This is a genomic window from Kitasatospora sp. NPDC038210 (assembly GCF_055600605.1).
Window position 1 is genome coordinate 372,394 of sequence record NZ_JBVJYK010000004.1, and the last position, 19,287, is coordinate 391,680.

12 protein-coding genes and 3 tRNA genes are annotated in these 19,287 nt (G+C 74.8%); 13 read left to right on the forward strand and 2 right to left on the reverse strand.

Going from position 1 to position 19,287, the window contains the following annotated elements; all coding sequences use genetic code 11:
- The first annotated feature begins 80 nt into the window (after positions 1-80).
- The 3 genes from ACZ7KX_RS10825 (at position 81) to ACZ7KX_RS10835 (ending at position 3,539) form a co-directional block, all read left to right on the forward strand.
- Complete coding sequence (locus tag ACZ7KX_RS10825) at positions 81-1,445, forward strand: FAD-binding oxidoreductase (protein ID WP_470326169.1); 1,365 nt, start codon at positions 81-83, stop codon at positions 1,443-1,445.
- Between the two features lie 466 nt (positions 1,446-1,911).
- Positions 1,912-2,244 carry a hypothetical protein gene (locus ACZ7KX_RS10830; protein ID WP_402802762.1) on the forward strand — a complete coding sequence of 111 codons (333 nt, stop codon included), beginning with the start codon at positions 1,912-1,914 and terminating at the stop codon, positions 2,242-2,244.
- A 506-nt stretch (positions 2,245-2,750) separates the two neighbouring features.
- On the forward strand, positions 2,751-3,539 hold the full coding sequence (locus ACZ7KX_RS10835; RefSeq protein WP_470326170.1) for a pyridoxine/pyridoxamine 5'-phosphate oxidase: 789 nt from the start codon (positions 2,751-2,753) through the stop codon (positions 3,537-3,539).
- Between the two features lie 107 nt (positions 3,540-3,646).
- Here ACZ7KX_RS10835 and ACZ7KX_RS10840 read toward each other — a convergent pair whose 3' ends face one another.
- A complete protein-coding gene (locus ACZ7KX_RS10840) occupies positions 3,647-4,663 on the reverse strand; it encodes an EamA family transporter (RefSeq protein WP_470326171.1) in 1,017 nt (338 codons plus the stop codon).
- 152 nt (positions 4,664-4,815) lie between these two features.
- On the opposite strand from ACZ7KX_RS10840, the gene ACZ7KX_RS10845 reads away from it, so the two are divergent.
- From ACZ7KX_RS10845 to ACZ7KX_RS10855, 3 genes are all read left to right on the forward strand, one after another.
- Positions 4,816-5,688: a DUF1906 domain-containing protein gene (locus ACZ7KX_RS10845; RefSeq protein WP_470326172.1), complete on the forward strand. Its 873-nt coding sequence runs from the start codon at positions 4,816-4,818 to the stop codon at positions 5,686-5,688.
- Positions 5,689-5,731: 43 nt separating this feature from the next.
- Complete coding sequence (locus ACZ7KX_RS10850) at positions 5,732-6,979, forward strand: hypothetical protein (protein WP_470326173.1); 1,248 nt, start codon at positions 5,732-5,734, stop codon at positions 6,977-6,979.
- A gap of 152 nt (positions 6,980-7,131) precedes the next feature.
- On the forward strand, positions 7,132-8,793 hold the full coding sequence (locus tag ACZ7KX_RS10855) for a long-chain fatty acid--CoA ligase (protein WP_470326174.1): 1,662 nt from the start codon (positions 7,132-7,134) through the stop codon (positions 8,791-8,793).
- A 98-nt stretch (positions 8,794-8,891) separates the two neighbouring features.
- On the opposite strand, the gene ACZ7KX_RS10860 is transcribed toward ACZ7KX_RS10855, so the two are convergent.
- A complete protein-coding gene (locus tag ACZ7KX_RS10860; RefSeq protein WP_470326175.1) occupies positions 8,892-12,404 on the reverse strand; it encodes a hybrid sensor histidine kinase/response regulator in 3,513 nt (1,170 codons plus the stop codon).
- 178 nt (positions 12,405-12,582) lie between these two features.
- Here ACZ7KX_RS10860 and ACZ7KX_RS10865 point away from each other — a divergent pair.
- The 7 genes from ACZ7KX_RS10865 (at position 12,583) to ACZ7KX_RS10895 (ending at position 19,261) form a co-directional block, all read left to right on the forward strand.
- Positions 12,583-12,676: transfer RNA gene (locus ACZ7KX_RS10865), tRNA-Ser, on the forward strand.
- A gap of 309 nt (positions 12,677-12,985) precedes the next feature.
- Positions 12,986-13,061, forward strand: a tRNA-Arg gene (locus ACZ7KX_RS10870).
- 31 nt (positions 13,062-13,092) lie between these two features.
- Positions 13,093-13,168, forward strand: a tRNA-Arg gene (locus ACZ7KX_RS10875).
- Positions 13,169-13,817: 649 nt separating this feature from the next.
- Complete coding sequence (locus tag ACZ7KX_RS10880) at positions 13,818-16,391, forward strand: Ig-like domain-containing protein (RefSeq protein ID WP_470326176.1); 2,574 nt, start codon at positions 13,818-13,820, stop codon at positions 16,389-16,391.
- Positions 16,392-16,585: 194 nt separating this feature from the next.
- Positions 16,586-17,875 carry an SPFH domain-containing protein gene (locus tag ACZ7KX_RS10885; RefSeq protein ID WP_470326177.1) on the forward strand — a complete coding sequence of 430 codons (1,290 nt, stop codon included), beginning with the start codon at positions 16,586-16,588 and terminating at the stop codon, positions 17,873-17,875.
- Positions 17,872-18,885, forward strand: coding sequence for a C40 family peptidase (locus tag ACZ7KX_RS10890; protein WP_470326178.1), 1,014 nt, complete (start codon positions 17,872-17,874; stop codon positions 18,883-18,885). The genes ACZ7KX_RS10885 and ACZ7KX_RS10890 overlap by 4 nt, the downstream gene beginning before the upstream one ends.
- A gap of 175 nt (positions 18,886-19,060) precedes the next feature.
- Positions 19,061-19,261, forward strand: a complete 201-nt coding sequence (locus ACZ7KX_RS10895) for a hypothetical protein (protein WP_350519712.1) — start codon at positions 19,061-19,063, stop codon at positions 19,259-19,261.
- Positions 19,262-19,287: the final 26 nt, after the last annotated feature.

Here is a 19,287-nt window from a genome sequence, read left to right on the forward strand (position 1 = left end):
GCCCGGGGCCCACTTGCCCCTCTCCCGGCACGCGGGCAGAGTGCGACGTGGAGCTGGTCGGGCGGCGAGCGGAGGCGGCGATGGGTGATCTGACGGACCGGCTGGCGCAGGGCCTCCCGGCCGGGGCCGTGGTGGTGGATCCCGACGTGACTGCCGCGTACAGCCGCGACATGGCCGGGTTCTGCGCGGCCGGCGTGCCCGCCGTGGTGGTGTTCCCGGAGACGGTCGAGCAGGTGCAGCACGTGATGCGCACGGCGACCGAGCTGCGCGTGCCGGTGGTGCCGCAGGGTGCCCGGACCGGGCTGTCGGGTGCGGCGAACGCGGTGGACGGTTGCGTCGTGCTGTCGCTGGTGAAGCTGAACCGGATCCTGGAGATCGACCCGGTGAACCGGATCGCGGTCGTCGAACCGGGTGTGGTGAACGCCGAACTATCGCGTGCGGTCGAGGAGTTGGGATTGGCGTACCCGCCGGACCCGTCCAGCTGGGAGTCCTGCACGATCGGCGGCAACATCGGCACCGGCGCGGGTGGGCTCTGCTGCGTGAAGTACGGCGTCACCAGTGAGTACGTGCTCGGACTGGACGTGGTGCTGGCGGACGGGCGGCTGCTGTCGACCGGCCGCCGGACGGCCAAGGGCGTGGCGGGGTACGACCTGACCCGGCTGTTCGTCGGCTCGGAGGGGACGCTCGGCGTGGTGGTCCGGGCGGTGCTGGCTCTGCGGCCCGCGCCGGCCCCGCAGTTGGCGCTGGCGGCGGAGTTCCCGAGTGCGGACGCGGCCGGTGCGGCGGTCTGCGAGGTGATGGCGCGTGGTCTGACCCCTTCGCTGATGGAGCTGATGGACGCGGTGTCCGTGCGGGCGGTCAACGAGCTGGGGCAGATGGGGCTGCCGGAGTCGACCCGGGCGCTGCTGCTGGTGGCGTTCGACGGCCCGGACCGCGCGGGCGAACTGGCGCGGGTCGAGCAGCTGTGCCGGGAGGCCGGGGCGACCGAGGTGGTGCCGGCCGAGGACCAGGCGGAGTCCGATCTGCTGCTGGCCGCCCGGCGGCTGGCGCTGCCCGCGATGGACCGCTTGGGCACCACGATGATCGACGACGTGGCGGTGCCGCGTTCCCGGCTGGCCGAGATGCTGAACGGCGTCGCCGCGATCGCCGAGCGGCACGGGCTGACCATCGGGGTGGTCAGTCACGCGGGGGACGGCAACACCCACCCGATCGTGATCTTCGACGCCTCGGACGAGGAGCAGGCCGCCCGTGCCCAGAGCTCCTTCGACGAGATCATGGCGCTCGGACTGGAGCTGGGCGGCACGATCACCGGGGAGCACGGCGTGGGGCTGCTCAAGCGGGACTGGCTGGCCCGCGAGCTGGGACCGGTGGCGTTGGACCTGCAGCGGCAGTTGAAGGCGGTCTTCGACCCGCTGGGAATCCTGAACCCCGGCAAGATGGTCTGACGTTCACCGCGGTCCGCCGGCGGTCCGTTCGCGGCCCCTTGTGGCCCACGGTGGCCCCCGTTTCGGTGTGACTTTCCGATGGTCTGCGAATGGCCGGAAAAGTCGACATGGAAGGGTGGTCGAACTTTTCCGGGGCGCATGGGCGATCGCTCTGCGCCGGGGTGGTGCGCATGGCGGTTCGCGTCGCGTCGAAGCGCCGTTCCGGATCGCCCGCGAACCGGCAGTCGTACGGGCAGAATCCCAGCTCGATGGCGGTGTGTCGGTGTGCTGTCCGGTTTCCTGTCCGTTATGCGCGGCCCGGGTGGATATCACGCTAACGGGCGAAATCCACTGGTCGAGCTAGTGCTTTGTCGATTTGTTGCGGAAGTCTGTCTCCCGGCGTCGCAGCCCGCAGGTGTTCGTCTGGCCGGCGAACCCTGCACACCATGCTCGACATTGCACGATCAACAGCTTTCTGGAGGCTTTCATGGCTCGCATCCATACCCGCCGGGTGGCCGGACTCCTGTTCGCCGCCCCGCTCGCGGCCGGTCTGCTGCTCGCGGCGGCCGCCGGTGTCGCCGTCGCCGACAACGGCGCGGGCGCCGCAGGCGGTTCCAACGCCGGGGTGGTGTCCAACGTGGGCACCGGCAACGTGTTCGGCGGCGTCGACGGCAACTACGTCTCCACGCAGCAGACGGCCACCGGTTCCGGGGCCTCGAACCAGAACAACACCCTCGCGGTGAAGGACAACGCCGGCGCCGTCCTGGCCGGCCAGGGCAACAAGAACGTCAACGTCATCTTCGCCCCGATCTTCCCCTGACCGTACGACCGTGCCGGGTCCCACCGAGCACCACCGAGGGCGGGGGCGCCCGAAGTGAGCGGCCACGGGTGAACTGAGCACCCGCGGACGGGCTCGGACCGGATCGAACGGCCGGGGAACGGCGAAGTCCGGCTCGGGAAACCGAACCGGCCGGGGAACAACGAACAACCGGCTCGGGAACAGCGAGCCGCACCAACCGCAACAATCGCGACAACTGCGACAACCAGAGGGAACCGCGCATCACCAAGGGAACAGCGCATGACCGGCCAGCGGAAAGGGTCACCGCGAAACCGGCTCCGTGGGCGGTGCCGCCATCGGCACCGCCCACGAGTGCGCCCGGGGCCGGCCACCGCCGACCCGGGCCCGATCCGTCCACCGAGGGCCCGCGCCCGGGGCCGTCGGCCCGCGGCGGTACGGTTGCGCTCCGACAGCGCACCGCGCCGGGGCCCGGAAAGGGACGGCCCGGCCGGGGTGGCGACCGCGGCATTCGGAAGGAAGGGCGCGCGATGGCGGCGGAGGAGGAGGGCCTGACCGGCCCGGACGGGGCCAGGCCCGTACCGGAGCCGGAGGCGCGGGCACGCCCGGAGCAGACGGCCGATCCGGCCCGCGAGCACCGGCCCGAGCCCAGGTCCGTCCCCGAGCTGCTGCTCGGCCGCCCGCCGATGGCGCGCCCGCTGCCGTTCTTCGACCACGAGGCCGCTCCCGCCGAGCCCGGCCCGCTGTTCGTGGACTGGCTCGCCACCGCCCTGGACGCCGGGGTGCTGGACCCGCAGGCGTTCACCCTCTCGACCGTCGACGCGGACGGCATGCCGGACGCCCGGGTGCTGGTGCTGCGCGACGTCGATGCAGCCGGCACCGGCTGGAACTTCTCCGCCGCCGCCGACAGCCCCAAGGGCCGTCAGCTCGCCGACCACCCGGCCGCCGCGCTGACCGTCTACTGGCCGCAGCTGGGCCGCCAGGTGCGGGTGCGCGGCACCGTCGAGCGGGCCGCCGACCTGGTCGCCGCCGCCGAGTTCGCCACCCGCTCGCCCGCCGCCCGGGCCTCCTCGCTGGTCGGCCGGCAGAGCGAGCCGCTGGCCGCGCTGGTCGAGTACGACGAGGCGGTGGCCGTCGCCCGCCGCCGGCTGGAGGCGCACCCGGACGTCGTCCCGCCCGGGCACGCCGTCTACACCCTGTGGGCGCACGAGGTGGAGTTCTGGCAGGGCGACTCCGACCGCCGGCACGTCCGGCTGCGGTACACCCGCACCGGCCCGGTCAGCTCCCCGGACTGGTCGCGCACCCTGCTCTGGCCGTGAGCCGCCGACGCCGGCAGCCGACGGGCCCCCGACGTCGGTAACCGGCGGGAACCCCGGCGCCAGCCGCCGGGTGCCCCGGGTGGCCCACCGGCGTCCGCGGACGGGCCCTACCGGCGCCCGGTCAGCGTGGCGCCCACACTGGCCGCCACCACGCAGCCGATTCCGGCCAGCTGCGGCACGCCCAGCAGCTGGCCCAGCACCACCAGGCCGACCAGCGCGCTGACCGCCGGCTCCAGGCTGACCAGCACGCTGAACACCCGCTGCGGCATCCGGCGCAGCGCGGTCATCTCCAGCGCGTACGGGATCACCGGCAGCAGCAGCGACACCCCGGCCACCGAGGCGAGCAGCACCAGCGGCGAGGCACCCGGCGCGGTCAGCCCGTGCCAGGCCTCGCCGAGCCCGAGCGGCGCCAGCGTCAGCGCGCCGACCGTCATCGACACCGCCAGCCCCTGGAATCCCTGGAAGGTCGCGCCGACCTTGTCGGTGAACAGGATGTACGCGGCGTAGCAGGCGGCCGCGCCGAAGGCGCACAGCAGGCCGACCGGGTCGAGCGAGCCGCCGCCCTCCCCCTCGCCGAGCAGCGTCAGCAGCACCACGCCGGCGGCCGCGAGCAGTGCCCAGAGCAGGTGGCTGGCGCGCCGGGCGAAGACCAGGGCGACCGCGAGCGGGCCGAGGAACTCGATGGTCGCGGCGGTGCCCATCGGCAGCCGGTCGATCGCCCCGGCGAACAGGCAGGTCATCCCGGCCGAGGCCACGCCGAGCAGCGCGGCGGCGCCGAGGTCGCGCGGGCGCTTGTCGCGCAGCTTCGGCCGGGTGACGGCGAGCAGGATCGCGGCGGCGAAGCCGAGTCGCAGGAAGGTCGTGCCGCTGACCCCGAGCGGGCCGAAGAGCGGCTTGGACAGGGCGATGCCGGTCTGCACCAGGAACATCGCGGTCAGGCAGAGAACCGGCGCCGGGATCCTCCCCCAGCCTTCGGCCGCGGGGCCGGACGCCTCACCTCGTCGCCAGCCACCCCGCTCGCCGGCCGGCTCGCCCTTGAGGGCGGGCGGCATGGCAAGAGCCTCGGCGACGGCGGCGGCCGACGACGAGGCGGTGGAGGTTTCGCTGGTATGGGAGGTGGGCATGCAGGCGAGTTTGCCGTAAGGAGTGATGTGGCGGCAAGCTCGTTACAAATATCGGGACGGATGCGGACGGGTGCATCCGAAAGGGTGGACCCGCGCGCGGGTGGCGGCGTGGCTGCCGCATTCGTCCGACGATCCGTCAGTATCAAGGCCGGGTGCGCTATCTCCGCCCCGCGGCCCTCCTCGCCGCCTCCCTCGTGCTCCTGCTGGCCACCGACGGGACGGGCGCGAGCGCCGAAGCCACCGCCGCCGCGCGAGCCGCCGTCCCCCGCATCCGGGCCGTCACCCTCCCCGACCGGGGCGCCCCGCCCCACCCCCACGACGACTGGAACGGCCCCGCCTTCGACGTCTGCACCGCACCCCCGCTCGACACCCTGCGGGCCTGGCGCGGCGCCTCCCCGTACGGGGCGGTCGGCATCTACACCAGCGGCTCCCAGCGCGGCTGCGCCCAGCCCCGGCTCACCGCCGAGTGGGTGCGCCAGGCGCGTGCGACCGGCTGGCGCTTCCTGCCGGTGCACGTGGGAGCCCAGGCGCCGTGCGGAGACCCGAGCCGCAGGCCCGCGCGGATCGACCCGGCGAGGGCCGTGCAGCAGGGCCGGGACGAGGCGGGCGAGGCCACCCGCGCGCTGCAGTCGCTCGGGTTCGACCCGGGCAGCCCGGTCTACCTGGACATCGAGGCCTACCCGATGCACGACCGGGCCTGCGGACAGGCCGTGGTCGACTTCGCCCTGGGCTGGACCCAGGCCCTGCACTCGGCCGGCTACCGCTCCGGCTTCTACTCCAGCCTCGACTCCGGGATCGCCGACCTGGCGGCCGCGGCCCGGGCCGGCAGTGCCCCGTTGCCCGACGCGTTCTGGTACGCCCGCTGGGACGACCGCGCCGACACGGCCGGCTCCGGCGCCCTCGACCCCGGGCTGTGGAGCCTCCACCAGCGCGTCCACCAGTACCGCGGCAACGTCGCGGAGACCCGCGGCGGCGCCACCCTCACGATCGACCGCAACCAGGTCGACGCCCCCACCGCGGGCTGAGGCCGCCGGTAGGGTGGCCCCCGATCCGGCACAGGGGGGCGGAATGACGAACAGCCACGGACACGGCGGCGAGCACGGGTACGGCACCGCGGGCGGGTACGGCGCGTTGCCGCCGCAGAACCCGTACGGGCAGGCGCCGTACGAACAGAACCCGTACGCCCAGCCGGTTCCGCCGCAGCCGTACGCCGCCGCTCCGCAGCCGTACGACGCCCAACCGCCCGCCGCCCAACCGCCCGCCGCAGCACCGCAGTTCGCTGCTCCACCGCACACGCAGCCGCAGCCGCAGCCGCAACCCGTTGCCTTCCCCGGCTTCCCCGGCCCGTTGCCGCGCCGCAGCCGCCTCGCCGTCCTGCTCCAGTTCCTGCTGCAGTGGATCTACGCCCCGCTCTGGATCGTCAGCCTGGTGATCCTCTTCGCCGTCCTGATCCTCTCGGACTACAACGGCGGCGGCCCCAGCTCGGACGGCTGGCTGAAGGTCAACCGCACCTTCATCCCGCCGCGCCGCCTGCGGGCCGAACTCACCGGCCGCCCGGAGGAGTGGGAGCGCTACGTCACGCCGATCATCCGACGCCGGATCGCCGCCGCCGAGGCCAAGCACGCGGCCGGCGGCGGCGAGGTGCAGGCCGACCTCGGCCGCGAGGTGTCGGTCGGGCTCGCCGATCGCCTCTACCGGGGCCTCGGCGCGGCCGGCGTGGTCCGGATCGGCGAACGGCACGGCTGGCACGGCGTGCTGCCGTCCGGTCCGAACACCGTGCACATCCGGCTCGTCCGCCGCTTCCCCGCGCCGGCCGGCCTGAACGCCCCCGCTCCGCACGACCCGCCGGCCGCCCCCGGCACCCCGTGGGGCCCGCAGCCGACCCGCTCCGCGCTGCTGCTGCCGTTCGTCTTCCTGCTCCAGATCGTCTACGTCCCGGTCTACGGCCTGGCCACCTTCTGGATCGACCGCCCCGAGCCCGACCACTGGGAGCGCTGGGGAGCCCGCTGGACGGTCGGCCCGCGAGCCTTCCGGGCCGAGTTCACCGGCAGCCCCGCCGCCTGGGACCGCCACATCCGCCGCATCCTCCAGCGCGACACCGAGCGCGAACTCACCCGCACCGCCGACAGCTACGCCAGGCTCACCACCCCCGACGGCACCTACTTCCGGCGCATCCAGCTCCACCGCGCCACCTACCGCGGCGCCGGCGCCCACCGGGCCCTGTCCATCGCCGCCGAGGACGGCTGGACCCTCGACCCCGCCTACACCCCCGACCCGGCCAACTCCCTCCGCCTCTGCCGCCGCGAACAGCGCTGACGCGGGGCCGACGGGGGCCCGTGATCCGTGCAACGGGGTCGGGATGCTGACAGCGGGCCGTGAGGGCGGCAAAATCGGGCAGGTCGGCGCGCATTACCGCCCGGTAGGTGCCGCAGGCGATTCCGCCAGTGCCGCCAGGTCAAGGAGGACCCGTGTTCAGCACGATGCAGGACGTACCGCTCACCGTCGCCCGAATCCTGGAGCACGGGTCCACGATCCACAGCCGCTCGACCGTCACCACCTGGGACGGCACCGGGCCGGTCGTCCGTACGTACGCCGAGGTGGGAGCCCGTGCCGCGCAGCTCGCGTGCGCGCTGCGCGACGAGCTCGGGGTGACCGGGGACGACCGGGTCGCCACGCTGATGTGGAACAACGCCGAGCACCTGGAGGCGTACCTCGCCGTTCCGGCGATGGGGTCCGTGCTGCACACGCTCAACCTGCGGCTGCCCGCCCAGCAGCTGTCGTTCATCGTCAACCACGCCGCCGACCGCGTGATCATCGTCAACGGCACCGTCCTCCCGCTGCTGGCCGCCGTCCTGTCGGACCTCGCGCCCACGCTCAAGCACATCGTGGTGAGCGGCCCCGGCGACCGCTCGCTGCTCGCGGGCTTCGCGGGCGGCGTGCACGACTACGAGGAGCTGATCGCCGGCCGCCCCACCACGTTCTTGTGGCGGAGCGACATCGACGAGCGGCAGGCCGCGGTGCTCTGCTACACCTCCGGCACCACCGGCGACCCGAAGGGCGTGCTCTACAGCCACCGCTCGGTCTACCTGCACTGCCTGCAGGTCAACACCGGCGACAACTTCGCCTTCACGCCGCGCGACACCGCGCTGCCGGTGGTCCCGATGTTCCACGTGAACGCCTGGGGCATCCCGCACGCCGCCTTCATGTCGGGCGCCAACCTGCTGATGCCGGATCGTTTCCTCCAGCCCAAGCCGATGGCCGAGATGATCGCCGCCGTCCGTCCCACCGTCAGCGCCGCCGTCCCCACCATCTGGAGCGGCCTGCTGGACGAGCTCGACGCCGGCGACTACGACACTTCCAGCCTGCGCATGGTGGTCATCGGCGGCAGCGCCTGTCCGCCGTCGCTGATGGAGGGCTTCCAGGAGCGCCACGGCATCCGGGTCATCCACGCCTGGGGCATGACCGAGACCTCCCCGCTCGGTTGCTTCGCCCAGCCGCCGGGCGGCCTCACCCCAGAGGAGGAGTGGCCGTACCGGATCACCCAGGGCATCTTCCCGGCCTCCGTCGAGGCCCGGCTGATCGGCCCGGGTGGCGAGCGGATGCCGCACGACGGCGTCTCGGCCGGGGAGCTGGAGGTGCGCGGCCCGTGGATCGCCGGGGCGTACTACGGCGGCGCCGGACAGGACCCGGTCCGCCCGGACGACAAGTTCTCCGAGGACGGCTGGCTGCGCACCGGCGATGTCGGCACCATCACCGCCGACGGCTACCTGACCCTCACCGACCGGGCCAAGGACGTCATCAAGTCCGGTGGCGAGTGGATCTCCTCGGTCGACCTGGAGAACCAGCTGATGGCGCACCCCGAGGTGGCCGAGGCCGCCGTGGTCGCCGTCCCGGACGAGAAGTGGGGCGAGCGCCCGCTGGCCACCGTGGTGCTGCGCCCGGGCGCGACCGTCGGACTGAAGGAGCTGCGGGCCTTCCTGGCCGGGCGGATCGCCTCCTGGCAGCTGCCGGAGCGCTGGTCGATCGTGGAGTCGGTGCCGAAGACCTCGGTCGGCAAGTTCGACAAGAAGGTGATCCGGGCCGACTACGCGGCGGGCGGGCTGGACGTCACGGTGCTCGGCAAGGAGTAGCCGCAGGGACGGGAAGAGGGCCGGCCGCCCCCGTACGCAACGGGGGCGGCCGGCCCTTCCACGTGTCCCGACCGGCGTCGGCCCGCGTCCCCGGCGGGTCAGCCCGCGGCGGCCACGTCCGCCTCGCCCATCGTGCCGATCCGTCCGAGCAGGTCCACGATCCGGCCCTGGACGTCGTCGCTGGTCGAGCGCTCGGCGAGGAACAGCACCGTCTCGCCGGTGCGCAGCCGGGGCAGTTCGCGCGGGTCGAGGTCCACCGAGGTGTAGACCACCAGTGGGGTGCGGTGCAGCCGGTCGTTGGCGCGCAGCCAGTCCAGCAGGCCGACCCGGCGGCGGCGGATCTGCAGCAGGTCCATCACCACCAGGTTGGGCTGCACGCTGCTGGCCCGGGCCACGGCGTCGTTCTCGTCCACCGCGTGCTCGACGTGCATGCCGCGCCGCTCCAGGCTGCTGATCATGGCGGCGGCGATGTCCGGGTCGCCCTCGACCAGCAGCACCCGCGGGGCGTGGTGCTCGCCGTCGCGGGGCGCGAGGGCGCGCAGCAGCACGGCCGGGTCGGCCCCGTACACGCCGTCCCGGGTGGCCTGGCCGAGGCCGGCGGTGACCAGCACCGGGACGCGGCGGTTGAGCGCCGCGGTGCGCAGCGACTGCAGCGCGGTGCGGGTGATCGGGCCGGTCAGCGGGTCGACGAAGAGGGCGGCGGGGAAGCCGGCGGCCTGGGCGTCGACCTCCTCGCGGGAGCTGACGATCACCGGGAGGTACCCGCGGGCCTGGAGGGCCTGCCTGGTCGCCGGGTCGGGCTCCGGCCAGACCAGCAGCCGACGGGTGTTGGCCAGTTCGCCACCGGTGGCCGGCGGCTGATCGGCGGCGGGCCGTTCGTCGGCGGGCGGGAGTTCGGCCATCGGGCGCGGGGCGGTCCGGGCCTCGGCCGGGACGGCCGACTGCGCCGGAACGGCGGACATCGGCGGGGGGCCGAGCGGGCGCGGCGGGGCGAGCTCGCCCAGGCCGGTGCCGACCGGGCGCGGGGCCGACGGCTCCTCGGCCGCGGGCAGCGCGGGCCGTGCGGGCTCCAGGGCGGTGCCGGGGGCACCCGCGTCCCGGCCGGACGGGCCGGCGGGAAGGGCCGGCGCAGCGGGTGCGGCCGGACCGGCGGCGCCCGTCGACGCGTCCGGCCCGGGCCCCGGCGGGACGGCCAGCCGGCGGCGGCGGCCGGTCGGCGCGGCGGCCGGTTCGGGCAGCGCGGGCGCCGGGCCGGCCGGCAGGGCGTGCTCCAGCCCGGGGTAGACCGGGGTTTCGGGCGCTCCGGGCAGGGCGAAGCCGCCGGAGGAGTCCTCGGCGGAGGGCAGGGCGCGGCGCCGACGCGGCTTGGGCTCGCCCGCGTTCTCGGCCGGGGCGGCCCCGTCGGTCGGGGTGCCGGCCGGCGGGGTGCCGTCGGCGGCCGGGGAGGCGGCGGTGGTGGGGGCCGGGCCGAGCGCGAGCGGCTCGCGACCGCCGGACCGGTTCTGCTGAGCCCGCTCGCCCTCGACGGGCACGGCGTAGGCGGGGCCGGAACGGCCGTCGTCCTTGCCCCACGGGTCGCGCTGCGCACCGTCCGGGCCGGGCAGGCCCTGGCGGCCGTACGCGGGGTCGTTGCCGGTGCCGTTCCACTGCTCCGGCACGGCCCGCTCGACCCGGGCGGGGGCGTTCGGCCACTGGTCGGCGGGTGCGGCGGGCGCGGCCGGCGCCGGGGTCTCGGCGGCCGGGCGGCCACGGCGGCCGCGCCGCTCGGGGGCCGGGGGCTCTTCGGCGGGCGCCTGGTCGGCGGCTGCGGCCTCGACGGCCTTGCGGCCCGGCTGTTCGCCCGCCGACGCGGCGGGCCCGGCGGCCTCGCCGCTGCTGGGCAGCTGCGGGATGCCCGGCAGCTCGGGCAGGACGGCGCTGTCGCTCTCCTTGGGCCGGTCGGAGCGGCCCTCGGCGGCGGCGCGCTCGGCGGCGGCCTTCGCCGCGGCGGGGTCGAGCGGCAGTTCGACGACGTACGTGGTCCCGGACTTGCCGGGCAGCTCGTGCGGCTGGAGCACGCCGCCGTGCCGCTCGACCACCGAGCGGGCTATCGGCAGGTGGACGGGGCTGCCGCCGACGCCGGGGCCGCGGATCTCGACCCGGGCGACCTCGCCGCGCTGGGCGGCGGCCAGGACGACGGTCGGCGGTTCGGGGGCGGTCGGCACCGTGGGCGCCGCGCCGCCGGCCAGACCGGGGACGGCGAGGCCGGGGGAGGGGGTGGTGGGGGCGTCCAGCGCGAGGCGGACGCCGCTGACGTCGGCGACCAGGTGGGCCAGCGCCTGGGCGAGTCGCCGCTCGTCGGCGATCACCTCCACCGCGGCGGCGTGCACCGAGAACCGCACCCGGCCGGGGCCGACCAGCTCGCCGGCCTCCTCGACGGCCCGGCGGACCACCGTGTCCAGAGCCACCGGCACCTGCACGGCGGACTTCCGACGACCCTTGACGTCCTTGCCGTCCTTGGGGTCCTTCGGGTCCTTGCCGTCCTTGGCCTCCGCCGCGCCGGTCTCGCCGGCCTCGCTGCGCTGGTGGTCGAGGACCCCGTCGATCAGCTTTCCGAAGCGGCGGCACTCGTCGGCGAGCCGGCGCAGCGTCCAGTTGGCCTCCGGCCAGAGCTGCCCGGCCGGGTCGGCGGCGAGCGCGTCCAGCCGCTGGTTCAGTGCGCTGAGCGCGCCGCCCAGCTCGCTCTCCAGGACGGCGGTGAGGTGCTCGTTGCGGGCGATCAGGGCGAGTTCGCGGCTGCGGTCGGTGAAGGTCATCACGGCGCCCACCAGTTGGTCGCCGTCCCGCACCGGGGCGGTGGTGAGGTCGACGGTGACCGGACGGCCGTCCTTGCGCCACAGCACGGTGCCGCGCACCCGGTGCTTGCGCCCGGAGGTCAGGGTGTCCAGCAGCGCGGACTCCTCCAGAGCCAGCGGGGTGCCGTCGGCCCGGGAATGCTGGATCAGCGGGTGCAGCTCACGCCCGCCCAGCTCGCTCGCCCGGTACTCAAGGATGTGCGCGGCGGCCGGGTTGACCAGCACGCAGCGGCCTTCGAGGTCGACCCCGAGCACGCCCTCGGCGGCGGCGCGCAGGATCATCTCGGTCTGCTTGTGCTGGCGGCGCAGCTCCGCCTCGACGCCGAGCCGGCCGGAGAGGTCGCGGACCAGCAGCAGGAGCAGGTCGGAGGAGGACGACGAACGGGAGCCCTCGCGGTACGGGTCGTACGGGACGAGCGGGGAGAGCGCGTAGCCGCGGCTGCTGTCGTTGTCGTCGGCGAAGTCGTTGCCGGAGACCTCGACCGGGAACGTGGTGCCGTCGGTGCGGTGGGCGGTCATCCGGACCGGGCGGTCGAGGGCGTCGCCGTCGCGGCCGGCCGGGCGCATCGAACCGGGGATCCGGCTGGGGTCGAAGTCGGGGAGCAGGCCCAGCACGCCCATGCCGACCAGCGAGGTGCCCGGCGCCTGCAGGGCCTGGACGGCCGCGCTGTTGGCGTCCACGACGGTGCCGTTGCTGTTCACCAGCAACAACGCGTCGGGCAGGGCGTCGAGTATGGCGGCGAGGCGAGCAGCGCCTCGGATCGGCCTGCTGCTCACGTCGACAGGTCTCCTCGGCTCGGGGCAGCTCCTCCGGAGACGGCAGTATCTCATTCTTCTTTGCGGCGGGGACGACCCGCCTAGTAACGTTGGCGGTGGTTGGTGCCGAACCCCAGGGTTGTGGCATCATCACTGACACACGGAACGGGTCCGCTTCGCGCGGATGCGGTCCATGTGGGGAGGCTTCGCCTAGTCCGGTCTATGGCGCCGCACTGCTAATGCGGTTTCGGGGTTATTCCTGATCGAGGGTTCAAATCCCTCAGCCTCCGCCAGTCGGGAGCCCCCGTCGACGATCTCGTCGACGGGGGCTCTTTGCGTTCCCGGGGGCTGTTCGGACCGGGGCCGGGTCGGTTGCCGCCTCGACCCACCCCGGCGTGGGCCGGCCGGGCCGGCGGAGGTCGGCAGCGGTCCGGGGCCGGTCCGGGGCACCGGTCCGGGGTGGGTCGGGGAGCCTGCCGGGGGCGGGTCCGCAGGAGGTCGCATGGGGTCCGCAGGGGGTCCGGGAGCAATCGATTTCGCCCCACGTCGCAGGTCATGTAATGTTGTCCCCGCAACGCCCCGGGGCAACGTTCACGGGGCGAGCGCTCATAGCTCAACGGATAGAGCACTTGACTACGGATCAAGAGGTTGCAGGTTCGAATCCTGCTGAGCGCACCAAACTCCGCAAGATCGGGTTCGCCCGTTCCTTGCGCTCATAGCTCAACGGATAGAGCACTTGACTACGGATCAAGAGGTTGCAGGTTCGAATCCTGCTGAGCGCACCATCGAGAAGCCCCCGGCCACCGGCCGGGGGCTTCTCCCGTTTCCGGGCTCCACCAGCTCGGCCCGGCGGAGCACGCCGGCCCGGCGAAGCGGTCGGGCCGTTCGAACAGGGCCCCTCGAAGAATGGTCAGGTCCCGGACGCTGGGGTCCGTCGGATCGGCCGGGAATTCCCATTCCCGCGTCCGTTCGGGGGTGCTGATTCCCGTCTAATGGATGAAATAAGGCCGTTTCGGGTACATCCCGTCCTGCCGCCCGGACGACCGCCAAACGGGTGGGACCCGGTCAAAAGCGCAGGTGTCGCAGTTTGACCGATCCGGGATCGTGATTCCTTTTTGTCGGATCTTGTGCCCAGACTGCCCGTCGCCCCGGCAGCCGACCGCGAAGGAGAGCCGGATGAGCCGACAGTTTCCCCGCACCGCTGCCGCCCTGGCCGTCCTCACGACCGGGCTGCTGACCGGCTGGAACGTTCCGCTCTCGGTGGCCCAGCAATCCCCTGACTCCTGGTCGGGGGAACACCGGGCGGTGCTGCCCTCCGGCCTTTCCGTCCGGATCGATTTCGACGCCTCTCCGGGAGTGGGCGTCACCGCCGGACCGGGACAATTGGCGGGCCGGTCCGGAGGGGGGCGATCCACCACTCCCTATGCGGACGGAATGCACTCCGGAGACCCCGCACAGACCTTCGAACCCACCCCGGACCGTGCGCAGGCGGACGGTTCCTGGCGCACCGCGGGAACGCTCCGGCTGACGTTCTCCCGGCCCGTCCGCAACCCCCGGCTGCACCTCAGCGGGCTCGCCGCGGTCGCCACCGGCACGTCCGGCACAACCGCCACCGCGGCACGGCTGACCCTCACCGGCGGCTCGCCCGTCGCGCCCACCCTGGTCAACCGCACCGACTGGTCCGGCTGGACGGTCGACGGCAACACCCTCGCCCCCGCGGGCCGCGACGGCGCCTCCGACGGCGCGCCCGGCTCCGCCGCCGAAGGCTCGCTGGAGCTCGTCGGGACCTTCAGCACCGCGGTGTTCCGGGTCGAGCAGCGCTCCACGGCCCGGGCCGGCAGCACCACCGTCCCGCCCGTCCTGCGCCAGGCCTACACCGTCACCGTCGACGAGGGCGTCGGCACCGCGCCGCAGGGCTACGGCAACGCCTCACACGTCGTCTCCGACCTCTTCCTCGGTGCCGACGCGGCCGATCCGTCGCGGCGCGCCCGGCCCGGGGCCGGCGAGGTCGTGGACGACGAACCGATGGTCCGGCTCGACCACGGCGCCTCCCTGCTCAGCCCGTTCGCCGGCCCGTTGCCGCCCAAGCTCCAGCCCGGCCGCAGCGAGTACCACGGCGCCGACCCGTCGATCGGCTTCCCCACCGAGGCCGCGATCGGCCGCTACTACCGGCTGACCGTCCCGGTCGAGGTGGGCGACCAGCCCGCCACCCTGGCCGGCTGGATCGACTTCGGGCACACCGGCCGGTTCGAGCCCGCCGAGCGGGTGCAGACCGAGGTCCCGCCCGGCGCCGACACCGCGACCCTGGAGTGGACCGTCCCGCCCGGCGCCGCCTCCGGCGAGACCTGGGCCCGGCTGCGGATCGGCCGCGACACCAGGCAGCTCGTCCCCTCCGGCGGCTTCGCCGATTCCGGGCAGGTCTCCGACCAGCGGATCAAGCTGGCCGTCGGGGCGGCCCGGCCGGAGATCGCCGAACCCGTCGACGGCACCGTCCTCGCCGACGCCCGCCCGGAGATCGGCGGCGAGGGCGCGGTGCCCGGCGCCACGGTCGACATCCGCGAGGGCGAGACCTCGCTCTGCCGGGCCAAGGTCGGGCGCGGCGGCGGCTGGTCCTGCCGCCCGGCCGCGCCGCTCGCCGTAGGCCCGCACGGCCTCACCCCGGTGGAGACCACCACCGGCGGCGTGGTGCTGCGCGGCGAGCCGGTCAGGGTCACCGTGAAGACCGCGCCGCCGACCGCCCCCGCGCTCGCCCTGCCCGCCTACACCAACGACCCCGGGCTGCAGCTCACCGGCACCGGCGACGCCGGCAGCACCGTCTCGGTCACCGACCGTCCCGCGGGCGGCGAGCTCTGCAGCACGGCGGTGCGGACGGACGGCCAGTGGGCCTGCCTGCCGGTCGAGAACCTGGCGGACGGGAAGCACCAGCTCACCCCGGTCGCGGTCGACGCGGCGGGGAACCGGACGGCCGGGCAGTCGGCCGTGCTCGTCGTCGACACCGTCCCGCCGGCCCGGCCGACACTCGGCTCGCCCGCTCCGGGGGAGACCCTGCGGGGCAGCCGTCCGAGGCTCGCCGGACAGGCGGAGCCGGGCGCGAGCGTCCTGGTCACGGCGGGCGCGGGCGCTGGCCCGGACCAGCGGACCGTGTTGTGCGGGGCTACGTCCGCCCTCGACGGGAGCTGGACCTGCACCGCCAACCGGGACCTGACGGACGGGGAGCAGTGGCTGACCGTCACGGCCACCGACCCGGCGGGCAACGGGGCCTCGGCGGACCCGGTGCGGGTGCGGGTCACCGCCGCGGTGGCGCCTTCGCCGGCGACACCTTCTCCGTCGGTGCCTTCTCCGGCCGCCCCGAGCACGTCGACGGCGAGTCCGTCGGCCTCGGCCTCGGCCTCGGCCTCCGCGTCGACGACGGTGGCGGCGCCCGTCGCCTCGACCACGGAGGCGCCGACCGAGGTGCCGGCGCCGGTCCCGCCGGGGCTGTTGCCGATCGTCGTTCCGACGGCGCCGCCCGCCGTTCCGCCGGCTGCGGCAAGCCCGGTGTCGTCCGGCCCGTCGGCGGTTCCGTCGGCCTCCGCCGTACCGTCCGCTCCTGCCACGACCGCCGCCGCTCCCTCGCCAGCCGCTCCCTCGCCGACCGCCACCGCTCGTCCGACCCCGAGCCCGAGCCCGACCTCTGCTACGAGCCCGAGCCCGACCCCTGCTCCGAGCCCGACTCCGCCCCCGACGCAGTCCGCTGTCGGCGGCTCGGCCCGGGCCGCGGTCCTCGCCGGGAGCGGCCGGCCGTCGCCGAGCGGTCCGGCCGGGGCCGCGGACGGGTCCGGGGAGTACGGCGAGGCCGTGGCCCGGTCGCTGTCCGTGCCGCCGACGGAGGGCCCGCACGGTGTGGTGGGCCGGTCCGAGGAGGCCGGCCGGCGCGGTGGGCTCGCCGGGATCCTGCTGGTACTCGCCGGGATCGGGCTGATCACCCGTCGGGTGTTCGCCCGCGGTCCCGGTGTGCGACGGCGCTGACCTGCGCCGAACTGTCCCGACCATCCGCCCATGTGCCCGCGCGTCAGGTCGGCTTTGGATGATTCGTCAGTAAATGTCGACACACCTTGGCTCAAATGTCGCATTTGATGACGTATGAACTTAGCCTGACCCTGGCACTGCCCGTCAGATCCGGGCCGCCCGTTGCGCGACACACCGACCCAGAGGACCCGTGCATGGACGTCACCCGCGATTCGTCGCAGCGACCCGAAAACCCGCCCGAGATGCTCCCGCCGGCACTGCCGGAACGTTCCGCCTCCGGCTCCAGCAGGCTGGCCAGGGTCACGGCGGTCACGACCGTCAAGCCCGCCGAGCCGGTCGGTCCCGTCGACGACGGACCGGCGACCACCCCGTTGGCCGTCGTCCCCGGGCCCTCGTCCGTCGGCCCGGCGGACCTGCGGGACCCGCTGGACACGGCCGCCCAGGAGACCGTCGGGTGGCCGGACGCCACCCCGGCCGGGGCCGCCGCCGCCACCGCCTCGACCTCCCGGCGCCCCCCGCGCGCCGACCAGGCGCTGCGTGAGCACGGCGCCGCCGCGCTGCCCGGCTGGACCGCCCTGCTGGTGGTGCTGCTCGGGCTCGCCGGGGTCCTGTTCGTGCTGCTGCGCACCGGCGTCGTCCCGCACTGGGACGCGCTGCCCGACCCGCGCGGCGCCACCGCGCGGGCGAACGGTCGGCCGGCGGTCGACGCCGCGGCGATCGCCGCGGTCAGCGCGGCCGGCCTGCTGGTGGTGGTCGCGCTCGCCGGGCTTCTGGCCAACGCGGGCGGCGAGACCCGGGTGCTGAGCCGCTGGGGCCGCTACCGCGGCACCGTCCGCCGGACCGGTCTGGTCTGGGTCAACCCGCTGCTGCGCCGCCGCCGGGTGGACGTCCGCCTGAGGCACTGGCGCAGCGAGCCGGTGCGGGTGGTCGACCGGACCGGCACGCCGATCGTGGTCCGGCTGCTGATCGTCTGGCGGGTCAAGGACACCGCTCGGGCGCTGCTGGCCATCGCGGACCACGAGGGCTACCTGCGCGAGCAGGTCCAGGCGGTGCTCACCCGCACCGCGTCCCTGCTGCCGTGCGACAGCAACGCGGCGCCCGGCCCCGCGCTGCGCGACGGGCAGTGGTTCGCCGACGAGATGACCAGGGCACTGGCCGCCGAGGTCGCCCCGGCGGGCCTGGAGGTGTACTCGGCGCAGCCGCTGGGGCTGGACTACGCGCCCGAGGTCGCCGAGTCGATGCGCCGCCGCCGGCTGGCCGACCTGGACGCGGGCCTGCGGACGGTGCTGGTGGACGACGCGGTGGAGGTGGCGGCGCTCGCCGTCCGGCGTCTGGAGCGCGCCACCGCCCACGAACTGGACGAGGCCGCCCGCAGCGCCCTGATGGAGCAGCTGCTGGTCGCCTTCGTCGCCCCGGCCGGAGTGGCCGCCTCGGTACCGCCCCCGGCCGCCCGCGCCGGGCGGAAGGAAGGACGACCCGCATGAGGATAGCCACCGGCGCGTACGCCGAACCCGGCATAGGCCTCGACGAGGACCCCGGTCCGATCGACTTCGAGGAGCGGCTCGGCAGCATCCCCGCGATCGCCGGCTGCGGCTGCCCGAACTGCGCGCCCCGGCCGCGCACCGCCCACCGCCCCGGGCCGGCCGGCGGCAGCCGAATACACCGTGCGGTGCGGAGCACCTGCCTGGCCACCACCGTGCTGGCGGGCGCCGGCGTGGTCGGCCTGACGGCCGGAGCCGGGTCGGCGCACGCCGCGGCCGGGAAGCAGGGCTGGGACGGCTCGAAGTACTGGTTCAAGAACGCTGCCGGCGAGTGGCGTTGGACCAGCCACTACGACGTCTACGCGAGCCGCACCGGCCGGTCCGGCGGATCCGGGGGTGCCGGCGGATCCGGAGCCTCCGGCACCAAGGCCCCCTCCAACGGATCGGCCTCCAACGGATCGGCCTCCTCGAACGGCCCGCGCCAGGGCTGGGACGGGTCGAAGTACTGGTTCAAGAACGACAGCGGCGAGTGGCGCTGGACCAGCCACTACGACGTCTACCTGAACCGCACCGGGCAGTCCGGCGGCGGTTCGGCCCCCGCACCGGCCCCGCCCGTGAGCCGTGAGCCCCAGGACACCGCGCCGGCCTCCGGGAGCAAGGAGGCGGCCGTCGACTACGCGCTCGCCCAGCTGGGCAAGCCGTACGTGTGGGGCGGCAACGGCCCGTCCGGCTACGACTGCTCGGGACTGGTGCAGCAGGCCTACCGGCGCGCGGGGATAAGCCTGCCGCGGGTGGCGGACGACCAGTACGCGGCGACCACGCCGATCGGCGCGGGGCAGCTGCGCCGCGGTGACCTGGTGTTCTGGTCGGACAACGGCCGCGCCTCGGGGATCCACCACGTGGGGATATACCTGGGCGGCGGCACCTTCGTGGAGGCGCCCCGGCCGGGCAGGACCGTCCGGGTCTCGACCCTCGACGCGGGCTACTACCCGACCCACTTCGGGCGGCCGTAGCGCCGCGGACGCACCCGAACCCCGACCGCGCGCCGCCGTCGGGGGCCGGGCTCCCCGCGGTGTTCACGAGCCGGTCGCACCACCGTCGCACCGCCGCCGCACGGCGGGTGGTGCGACGGTTCCGAAGGGGGTCCGGGCTGTGCCTGAGGTGGGCCGATTCGTTAGAGTCCGTGCCATGGCTGACAACGACTACGACCCCGCCGGCAGCACTCAGATGTTCCGGGCGTTCGTCGACGAGACCCCGGCTCGCCAGGAGCCGGCCACCGTTTCCACCTACGGCCGCAGCGGCGGCGGCAGCCGGACCGGCGTGATCGCGCTGGTCGCCGTCGTCGCCCTGGCCGTGCTGGGCGCCGTCATCTGGCTGGCGGTCAAGTGACCCTCGCGCGGGTGACCCTCGTCCGG